This window comes from Novipirellula rosea (assembly GCF_039541335.1).
GTDB classification, from domain to species: domain Bacteria; phylum Planctomycetota; class Planctomycetia; order Pirellulales; family Pirellulaceae; genus Novipirellula; species Novipirellula rosea.
Map to the genome: position 1 here is coordinate 1 of NZ_BAABGA010000042.1, position 10,450 is coordinate 10,450.

A 10,450-nucleotide genomic window follows, 5' to 3' on the forward strand; every position below is an offset into this window, starting at 1 on the left:
CAAAAATTTAGTTTTTTGATAAGCGGCTATTGCCGAATTCTAACACGGTCGCTCCCAGCGGGAGGGTAAAACCGTTGATGCCTCCTCACTCCTCACTCCGTGTCTCCGTGTCTCCGTGTCTCCGTGTCTCCGTGTCTCCGTGTCTCCGTGTCTCCGTGTCTCCGTGTCTCCCCCTCTCGCCGCTCCCCGCTGCCGGATCTTCCCCGCGGGGCCCCCAGCGTCTAAAATCCGCGAAAACATTTAATCAGACACCTTCTCGAACTTTGGAAAAATTATGAGCGGCGATTGCGATTTTGGCCTCATCGGACTAGCAGTGATGGGCGAAAACTTGGCCTTAAACGTCGAAAGTCGCGGCTACAAAGTCGCCGTCTACAATCGAACGACCGAGAAAGTGGACGAGCTGATCAACGGCCGAGCCAAAGGCAAAAACTTTGTCGGCACTCACACGATCGAAGAATTTGTCAAATCGGTCAAACGGCCTCGCAAGTTGATGATGTTGGTCAAGGCCGGCCCCGCCGTTGACGCGATCATCGATCAATTGATTCCATTGTGCGAGCCTGGTGACATCATCATCGACGGTGGTAATACGCATTACGCCGACACCGAGCGACGAACTAAGAAGGTCGAAGAAGCAGGACTGCTGTTCTGTGGCTGTGGCGTCTCCGGTGGCGAAGAAGGCGCACTGTTGGGCCCAAGTATGATGCCTGGCGGCAGCGAAGCGGCTTGGCCCGAAGTCAAGGAAATGTTCCAAGCGATCTCGGCCAAAGTCGGCCCGAACGACGACATCCCTTGCTGCGAATGGGTCGGACCTCGCGGTGCGGGTCACTACGTCAAAATGGTCCACAACGGGATCGAATACGGCGACATGCAACTGATCTGCGAAGGCTATCAACTGCTTCGCGAAGTCGGTGGCTTGTCGAACGACGAACTGTACGACGTGTTCGAGAAGTGGAACCAAGGCGACCTGTCGAGCTACTTGATCGAAATCAGCCGCGATATTTTCAGCGTCAAAGACGACCAAGGTGGCGATGGCTACCTGGTCGACAAGATCTTGGACGTTGCCGGTGCCAAGGGAACCGGGAAATGGATGAGCCAGTTGGCACTGGATCTCGGCGTGCCTAGCACGTTGGTCACGACCGCCGTGTTCGCTCGCGGTTTGTCGGCTCAGAAAGAAGCACGTGTGCGAGCAAGCAAAACACTCAACGGGCCTTCGGAAGCATCGAATCCGGAGATGCGAGCGGCTGCCATGAAGTTGGTCGGCGACCGCGAAGCGTTCATCGAAGCGGTCCGTCAGGCGTTGTATGCATCGAAGATCGTCAGCTACGCACAAGGGTTCGTGCAACTGCAAGCGGCATCGGCCGAGCACAAGTGGGACCTCAACTACGGCGACTGTGCGTTGCTGTGGCGTGGCGGTTGCATCATCCGCGCGGTCTTCTTGGATCGCATCAAGGAAGCATTCGACGAGAACCCGAACCTCGAAAACTTGCTGCTGCACCCGTTCTTTGAGAAGGCTGTCGAAAACGCGCAAGAGAAATGGCGCGCCGTGGTCGCTGCGGCCTCGATTCTTGGCATCCCTGTGCCCGCGTTCAGCACCGCGCTGTGCTACTACGATGGCTACCGCATGGCTCGTTTGCCAGCCAACATGCTGCAGGCGCAACGTGACTACTTCGGTGCTCACACCTACCAACGGACCGACATGGAAGGCACCTTCCACAGCGAATGGATCCAGTTGCGTAAGGCACCCAAGAACGCGTAAGGCGGAAGCTTTCGCTAGTTAAAAATTGCTTGTTAAAAACCATGAACCCAAGGTTCCGCCGATGCGGGGCTTTGGGTTCTTTTTGTGGCGGTAGGCTTCTAGCCTGTCATCGCGGGCACATCTTCTTTCAGCCCCCGCGAGCTTGGCTCACGGGGGAAGAAGATTTGAAATCGGTAAGACTTGGCTTATGCCCGACAAACTGGCATGGGGACAATGATGCAGTTGCTTGTTGACAGGCTGGAAGCCAATTCCACAGCCTGCGGTTGATCACAGGCTGGAAGCCTATGCTACGTCGGTTTATCGCAGTGGGGTGGTTTCTTGCTGTGCGAGCTGCCAATAGATCAACTCGCCGGCTTGTCTGGCGATCAACATGTTCCGCTGTGGGGCAGGCAATCGCGAACGCACGAGCTCATAAAGATCTCGCAGCATCGATTCGTTGTCGCCGTAATAGCTGTGCCCCAGCAGGCTGAGGTCGATACCGCTGACGTCGATCGTCTCGACACCGGGAACGACCACGATATTGGCTCCACTCTCGCCCGCCCGCGGGTAACCGTGCACTTTTTTGGACGCGATCAACGCTTGGTCGTCCGACGATGCATACAGCGTGACTTGATTAGAAACATCCAACAGGGCCGGAGCCAAGTCGCGACGGAAACGGTCGGCGTCGACGTCGGGGGCGGCTAAGACGATGCGATCAAAGGGAGCGGGAGCCCCCGCAGGTAATTCCCAGCGGATTTGTTGCATCGCCGCTGTCATCGCTCGATTGCCCATGCTGTGAGCGACGACATTGATCGATTTCGCTTCGGACTCGTTCGCCAGCTCCGTCAAAAATTGTTTCAAATGCGTGATCGTCCACTCCGAATTGTTTTCGTCGATCGTGTACCCCATCAACGACGCTTGCGAGGGCCAGCTGTAGCAGACCGGAACGCCTTCGAAGGGAAGATCGACCGCGATTTGCGCGGTGCGTTGCACCGCCGCTTCGAAGCCAACGTTGTAGCCATGAATGAAAACCAGCAAGTCTTGATCGCTGGACTGGGCAACCGTTTCGGACAAGCGTTTCTGAAAGTCGGATTCGGCGAGCTCGATCGCACTGGTTAACACGATGTGGTCGCGTTGATCTTCATGCAATTCGAATTTCAACAGACTGGGGCGTTCGACGAGTCCTCGTTGGTGCGAATCGGGCACGGTGACTTCGCAGACGCCGCGGACCAGCATCCCACGGTCGGCCGAGTAAGTGACGCCGTGCTTTTCGATGTTGGCTTGCCCCATCGAGATGAATGCAGCGGCAAGACAAGCGGCGGCTCCGCCCATCATCGCCGCCAAACCACCGGTTCGCGTTCGACCACGCATCCAATTCAGCAGCGCGAATAGGAAGAGTGCGATCGCGGCGAAGGCAATCAACTGGACGACTTGCTTTTGACCGGTGATTTCGTAATCCGAGAGCGACAAGGGGCCTCGCATCCGGTCGGTCGCATAAAACACTTGGACAGTTGCAAAACCAGCTTCGGCATTGTGCTGGGTTCCGGCAGGAAGGCTTCTGCGAGACTCGGCGGAGGCGGAGGCTTGCATCTGCATTGACGGAGCATCCATCTGCATCGCTTGCGGCATCTGCATCGCTTGTGGCTGGCGCATTGCCTGGGGCTGCTGGAAATTGGCAGCGGGCTGCGGCGGGGCGACGGAGTATTCCGCACGCGGCATCGGCTGCATGCGTGCGTCGGATGCAACACCGTTGGTTGATTTGGGCGAAGGACCCGCAAACGTGTTTTCCGATTCGAGCGTTTGCGTGGTCTCGCCGCCCGTTTCCTCAATCGCTTGCCAATCAGCAGCTTCGTTGGCCTTTTCCGATGAACATCCAACCAGCGTCAGCAAAACGCAGAAGGATCCTGCAAGTGGGGCTGGAAATCTCATCAGAGCCGACCTCGTTTTTCGTATCGCGAAAACTAAAAACTGAAGCAGTGGCTATAGCATCCCAGGAGGTGGAAAGTCGATGGCAATACGGTGTTTTGGAAGGGGAGAGGGAGAGGGACGGAGAGGGGGAGACAAGGAGACAAGGAGTGAGGAGTGAGGAGTGAGGAGTTGGGAGTGAGGAGTTGGGAGTTGGGAGTTGGGAGTTGGGAGTTGGGAGTTGGGAGTTGGGAGTTGGGAGTTGGGAGTTGGGAGTTGGGAGTTGGGAGTTTTTTCACCTCCCCCTTGGGGAGGTCAGAGGCGGCGGTAGCCGGCTCTGGGTGGGGCTCGTTGTGTTAGAGGTGGAGCGTTCGAGCGAGAATTCACCACCCTCCCCGGCCGCTTCCTGCGGCCGCCCCTCCAGAAGGAGGGTAAACTTGCGTTGCTAAGCTCCCTCACTCCCTCACTCCCTCACTCCGTGTCTCCGTGTCTCCGTGTCTCCGTGTCTCCGTGTCTCCGTGTCTCCGTGTCTCCGTGTCTCCGTGTCTCCGTGTCTCCGTGTCTCCGTGTCTCCCTCTCTCGTTCCGCTACGGTCCGGCATAAAAACGAGACAAAAGTCGCGTTTCGTCATTTGTATTGCGAACGGGGCTCGAGTTTTGATAACGCTGACACACGAGCCCCCTCTTTTGTCAGTGACAGACCATTGATGCACTCCGATCACGTTCTCAACAGCATGTGTTTCCGTATTGCCAGCATCCTTGTTGTTGGCATTGGACTTACATTTGCCCCCTCCGATTCATTGGCCCAGCTGCCTGACGGGCTGACCAAGTCTCGCTGGGCGATGGACGACCCAATTTATTCAGAAAAATACGAGGACGGAGCGAGCAAACTCGATCTGCCGGGCAAGATCAAACAGGCGGCCGACGCTCGGTTTGTTGAAGGCATGTACGGTTTATACGGGGCGGCTGGAATCAGTGCACTTGGCGGCGATGGCGATGCGATGGGAACACTCGAAGCAGGAGCGACCGGGTACTGGACGTCTTATTTCACCAACCGCTTCGGGTTGATCGCCGCAGTGAACAGCCAAGACTCGTACATCGGAGGCGAAACGGGACTCCGTTTGCAGACGCCTACCCGATTGGCCCCTTTCGTAGGTCTGGGACTGTTCGCCGGTTACGCCGAGAGCGAGGAATTGGCCGACAATGACCAAATCGACAACGACGATGATGGACGCATCGACGAATGGGGAGAAGAAAAGACACGATTCGATGGCGTGTTGGCCGCGATCTATCCCGAAGCAGGCATCCATTTCTGGTGGACACCACGTGTCCGACTGAGCGCTTACGCGAGACAGATGATTACGACGGAAGGCCGTGACAGCGATACCGTCTACTTCGGCGGCACAATCGGGGTGTTTTCGCGTTAGTTTTGGGCCGAATCAAGGTGGCGGCGTAAATTATGATACCTCCCCAATGAGGAGGTCAGAGGCGGCGGTAGCCAGCTCTGGATGGGGCTCGTTGTGTTAGATGTAGATCGTTCGAGCGAGAATTCACCACCCTCCCTGGCCGCTTCTTGCGGCCGCCCCTCTCTGAAGGGAGGTTGAAGTTTTTATGCTGCCGCGTTCCACACCACTCAGATTCGGTCTTGGGACGCGCGGGCAGCGAATTCGATCAGATCCAACTTTTTCTGCAGCGTTGGAAATTGGACCGCCATCGCGACTAAACAAATCGCGACCATCACGAGATGGATCATGCTCTCGTCCAACATCATCAGCACGGCGTTGATCACCGCGGCGCCTTCGACGAGTGCCATGCCGATGATCATTCGTGTTTGCGAGGAGGTCAGCAAACTGCTGACCTCGGCAGTCATCGTCACGGTCTCGTCGACCGGCAACTCAACCTCCTCGCCCGACGACGAAAATTGCCGAATCGCCATCCCTTTCAGCAACCGGTTGACGACAAACGAGGCAAAACAGCCAGCGAAACAAGCCACCACGCCGATGACCACCATCACCATGTTGTCGTCGGAAGGCGGGTTGGCTGGTGCCGCGTTCGCTGGCCCTCCATCGCTCGACAGGAGGGTCAAATAGGCCATGATTGCAGTGATAAACACCACGCCTTGGATCAAGGCAAACGCGATAATCTGGCTTGTCCGAACCAGTCCCTTTAAGTTGACGTGACTATCGCTGGCACTGCCTGGGGTTGCCGATGCGAGATACGGATTTTCAATAGGAGTGCGATTCATGATCAATTTCGGACGGGGACTCTTGCGGGCTGAAACTATCGCTGCAATTAACACTGTTACTCAATCAGCACTGTTACTCAATCAGCACTGTTACTCAATCAGCACTGTTACTCAATCAACACTGCCAGATAATTTAGGAAACGATCGTCCCCCTCGGCTTCGCGATCGAACTGCATCGCCTGTTCCGACAACCCTTTGACCGCGGTGCGAAAGTCGCGGAGTTTGACGTCGGGGCGATCGGCAATCTGCTGTAATTGATCGCGTAAACGACGTGCCGAATCCACCGCTGGCGACGATCCTCGCAGCAGGGCACGCAAGGCGGAAACGACTTGCGGATCACGACAACTTTTGTCTGAACGTGTGAACGCGAGCACCTCCGAAACGATCAACGCCGTCACATCGGGCTGGCTTGCAGACTCGTTTGCCGCAGCCGTTTGCCGCCCCGAATCCGCACCCGAATCATTGGGGTTTGGGGTCGCTGGCGGCCGTCGACCGCGACGCCGATCGGCCTGTTTCAAACGACGAAGAAGATCATCTCGCTTAGCCATCGTGACCGCTGCCCGTTAGAAAAGTGACTTCAAAGAATAGAGTGAACTGCCCCCGCTTCATGCATCATTAAACCTTAAACCTCAATGGAAATGTTGTCTCGAAGCGAAATCCCGAAATATCGCAAATCAGCTGAACGAAAAAAGCCGTCTGAATCTCGGCAAGAGATTCAGACGGCTTTGAGTTATTTGCCACAGGGAAAGTCGATGGCAACCGGGCTAGTAATCTAGCGACTCGGAATCGGGCCGCTTATTTAGCCAATTTATCAAGTTCCGATTCGAGTTCGGCGGCGCGAACGTTATGGCGAACCACGCGGCCTCGATCGTCGATCAACATCATGGTCGGCAAGGTTTGCACACCAAACGTCTTAGCCAAGTCGCTCGATTCGAGCCCTCCATCGTCGAACAACTGGATCCATGGCAAGGGGTTCTGCTTCAAGAACCCCTTGGCCATTTCGCTGGTGGCATCGACGTTGACGCCAACCAACACCAAGCCCGCTTTCTGGTAACGTGCTTGCAGAGCACGCAACAATTTCATGTCCTGTTTGCAAGGTTCGCACCAGGTCGCCCAGTAGTGCAAGACAACGGGACGCCCACGCAATTGCGACAGACGAAATGGCTTGCCATCGATTGAGTTTCCTTGCAAATCGATCACCTGTCCGACTGACTCGAGCCGGCGAACGGCGCCTTCGGCTTTCTCGGCGGTGTCGGTACCTGGGAACGCGGCAGCCACTTTTTTGTAGTAGCCCAACGCGTCCTTTTCCTTGTCTTCAAACTCTTTGCTGAGTGCCAATTGCAACATTGCCTGAGCCGATTCGGGCATCCGCGGATAACGATCGACGAACTCAGTGAGCGTTTCTAAATACCATTTTTGCACCTCGGCAAAATCGGCGTCCGGGGTTTGACGCAGTGCGTATTCGGCACCAATCATCATGTATTCGGCATACGCTTTTAGCGACTCATTTTTGTCGCCAAGGGATCGAGCAATCGCTTGCAGCTGCTTGGTTCCGTCGGGATAAACACCACTTTGGGTAGCCATACTGACGGTATCGACCAATTGGCGAGTCCATGCATCTCGCTCGCTTGGATTGTCAGTCGCTTTGATCAACCGCGAAACCAATTGAGCACGTGCTTCATGAAGCTTCGCCAGTTCCTTGGGATTACTCGTCGAAGCAAGTTTGCGATCGATTTCTTCTAGCTCAGTGACCAATTGTTGCGATTGAGCCCCCAGTCCCGAGTCGAGTGAGGCAGCGGATTGTGCCATGCCACCGGGAGTGAAGAAATTGCCGGACGATTGAGCCACTGCGTCGCCACCTTCGCCGACCGAAGGCAAGTCGACGATTCGCCAGGCATCGTTCACCCGAATGATGGTGCCAACCAACAATTGTCCGTTCCCGGTTGCGTCTTCGAACATCGCGACCGCGTTTTCGTAAACGGTGATATCCGAGCTCGAGCCATCGGTCCCGCTGGGGACAACACCGGGAGTCGCCGCAGCAAATTGAACCCATTTCGCGTCGCGTCCCACCGCTTTTTGACGCTTGGCAAAGTCAGAAAAGTCTTTTGCCGCACGTGTCGCTTTGCTGTTTAGGCGACGAACGGTTTCGCTGCCTAAGCCAATCGACTCGAGATCTTTGCCGGTAGCAAGCAGCCGAGCAAAGCGGGCGGCATCGCGATCGGCGAGTGCCGAAACGACTTCGGCAGTCACCTCTTCGGGCGAAATCTGTTTCCAAGAATCGATTTTGCCATCTTCGTTTTCGTCGATTCCCCAGCGAGTCCCCGCGGTACCGAGCCAGCGGTATTGATCGGCCTTGGTGTTAAAATCACGGTCAATATCGCGGTAAACCTCGACACCAAACTTGAAATAACACCACAGGTCGACTTTATTGTCGCCGTTGGTGTCGGCAAAACGGCGAAGCAAGGTGCCGTCACCGGAACGCACTTCCCAGCCCGACCAGTCGTTGTAATCCAGATCGGCGACGGTGCATTTTGCCACAGCGGCGGGCTCGACCACTTCGTAATCGACATCGGCTTGGACCGGTTTCAATTGCAAAGCGTCTTTCGCCGAAGGGGTCGCCGCGGCGGCGGGTTGGACCGCGAGCATTCCGCCCACGAACACCCCGGCGACAATCCGAGCTGCCGTGACCGTAACGGGCCGATCCGCGACGGGCCGATCCGCGATTGAAAACGGGCTTTTCAGCTTGTGAATCAAGTCAACCACGCGTGCGACGCGGGTTCTGCATCGAAGAGGTCGTACGGGAGGAGGAAGATCCTTCATGCCAAACATTCCATCAAAGAGTCTTGGGAGGGGGGAGTACCGCCAGCAACCGAGCGTTCAAAATTCGGCACGTTTGCGGGCGGAGTAACAGACATCAGCCGGATCTTTCCGGTCTTTCGGTTTTGCAGCAATACCAGTTATTGTGCCCGAACCTATCCTTCGGTGGGAATGTCGATTTTCTTGAACAGCCCACCCATGCCAATTAAATGTCAAACAAATCGATTCCGATTTGCCAAGCGACATCCACCGCGTCCCGAAGCCCACCGCGTCCAGAAGTCCACCTGTCCAGAAACACCGCGACCACAACCGGAGGGAGATGGACTCGGAAGTCGAGGGGCGCGGACGAGGAAATTTGCATGAACTGGGTGTGCGATGGGCCGAGCGAATGCAGTGGGATAACAGGGCACTTTGCATTCGTGATCTCTTAAACCTCATCGAAAACTGCGAGAATCTTTTTGGAAAGGTTAAGAGCGGACCGGTGTTAGGCCGAAGAAAAGGATTCCCAAGCGGGATGAGACGCTTCGCAACGAATAACGCAATATTTCGCCGTGCCAAAACACGGAAAAAAACGGCCGTTGGAGGAGTCTCGAGCAAAAAAGCATCCAAATTTGTCGATCCGAGGCGTGTATTCCCTTTGACAGCCAAATTAGTTTGCGTAAACTTTGCCCCTCTTGGAACTTTGTGGCAACTAACCAGTGCCACAAACCGAGTAACAAGAGGTGACTTGAAACAGAGTTGATTGCTTGCAATCTTCATCCTGACTTCAAGACAGTTCGGGCGTATAGCTCAGTTGGTTAGAGCGCGTCGCTGATAACGACGAGGTCCCAGATTCGAGTTCTGGTACGCCCACTTAGAAGGAAGTGACAAGAAAGAAGCGTGAAGTTTGAAAAGAGGAATTTGACCTCTTTACAATTTACCCTTCGCCTTTACACTTCCGACTTCCCATGGGGGTATAGCTCAGTTGGGAGAGCGCCTGCTTTGCACGCAGGAGGCCGTCGGTTCAAGTCCGTCTACCTCCACTTACCAAGATCACGAAAGTGATTGCGGTGAAGTGAAAGATACAAAAGTGTCTTGTGAATCCTTCTTCCCGAAAGATTCACCTGACACGAACAAAATCTAAACTTTTCCTCCAAGTGAGGTTGACCCAAAGTTTCAGATCGCTATCTTTCCCTTCTCGATTGAGACACACGTGCGGCGGCCCTTAAAAGGGGCCAAAAACACGACTCTCAAGCGAATCAACCAAACTTCAAGAAACTTTAAAAAACATCTTGAAACGCGGTTGACGAAGAAAACACTCGACAGTATTCTTCGCCCTCACTTGTGAACGACCGGCTGACGCCAAGAACGGAACGCGATTTGCTCGCGGGCCAAAACTGGCATCGACCGGCTGCTCACAAGGCAGCGTCCGTTGCACTATCGACTTACACTCGAACGCAACGCATTGATATTTGACAATTTGGTTGTTTGGTAGTTGGCATCTGAAAGAGCACTACACTCGCAAGTAGAGCAGTTCGGCTCGAGACTCGGTCTCGGGAGGCTCTGTTTCAAAAGCGAGAGAAGTGAAAACAAGTTCTGAGAAGCGTTGCCAACGCCTCGATTCGATTCACGCAGTTTTGCTGTGCGGGTCGCAATTAAAAGCGTTGGCAAGAATGTATTCTTATAGGATTCTGTGCAACGTGATTGCAGCAGTCAGTGAAGTCGTCTCTTCGGAGTCGGCCGAGTTAAAGCAGCAATCACCACATGTGA

The 10,450-nt window shown here is 55.1% G+C and carries 6 protein-coding genes and 2 tRNA genes; 4 read left to right on the forward strand and 4 right to left on the reverse strand.

The genetic code is table 11. The features are described 5' to 3' along the window. Nucleotides 1-274 precede the first annotated feature (274 nt). Nucleotides 275-1,756 (forward strand): decarboxylating NADP(+)-dependent phosphogluconate dehydrogenase, encoded by a 1,482-nt coding sequence (gene gnd / locus ABD971_RS17415; RefSeq protein WP_345324140.1) that lies wholly within the window; start codon nucleotides 275-277, stop codon nucleotides 1,754-1,756. Nucleotides 1,757-2,053: 297 nt separating this feature from the next. Here gnd and ABD971_RS17420 read toward each other — a convergent pair whose 3' ends face one another. Beyond that, a complete protein-coding gene (locus tag ABD971_RS17420; protein WP_345324142.1) occupies nucleotides 2,054-3,664 on the reverse strand; it encodes an alpha/beta hydrolase in 1,611 nt (536 codons plus the stop codon). A gap of 682 nt (nucleotides 3,665-4,346) precedes the next feature. Between ABD971_RS17420 and ABD971_RS17425 the strand changes: the two genes are divergently transcribed. Continuing rightward, the gene (locus ABD971_RS17425; protein WP_339946946.1) at nucleotides 4,347-5,066 is read left to right on the forward strand and encodes a hypothetical protein; all 720 of its coding nucleotides are present in this window, start codon (nucleotides 4,347-4,349) and stop codon (nucleotides 5,064-5,066) included. Between the two features lie 206 nt (nucleotides 5,067-5,272). On the opposite strand, the gene ABD971_RS17430 is transcribed toward ABD971_RS17425, so the two are convergent. The 3 genes from ABD971_RS17430 to ABD971_RS17440 form a co-directional block, all read right to left on the reverse strand. Further along, complete coding sequence (locus tag ABD971_RS17430) at nucleotides 5,273-5,884, reverse strand: hypothetical protein (RefSeq protein ID WP_345324144.1); 612 nt, start codon at nucleotides 5,882-5,884, stop codon at nucleotides 5,273-5,275. Between the two features lie 107 nt (nucleotides 5,885-5,991). After that, complete coding sequence (locus ABD971_RS17435; RefSeq protein WP_345324146.1) at nucleotides 5,992-6,432, reverse strand: hypothetical protein; 441 nt, start codon at nucleotides 6,430-6,432, stop codon at nucleotides 5,992-5,994. Between the two features lie 247 nt (nucleotides 6,433-6,679). Then, on the reverse strand, nucleotides 6,680-8,704 hold the full coding sequence (locus tag ABD971_RS17440; protein WP_345324148.1) for a redoxin domain-containing protein: 2,025 nt from the start codon (nucleotides 8,702-8,704) through the stop codon (nucleotides 6,680-6,682). Between the two features lie 775 nt (nucleotides 8,705-9,479). Between ABD971_RS17440 and ABD971_RS17445 the strand changes: the two genes are divergently transcribed. After that, nucleotides 9,480-9,553, forward strand: a tRNA-Ile gene (locus ABD971_RS17445). Nucleotides 9,554-9,650: 97 nt separating this feature from the next. Then, a tRNA-Ala gene (locus ABD971_RS17450) sits at nucleotides 9,651-9,723 on the forward strand. Nucleotides 9,724-10,450 lie beyond the last annotated feature (727 nt).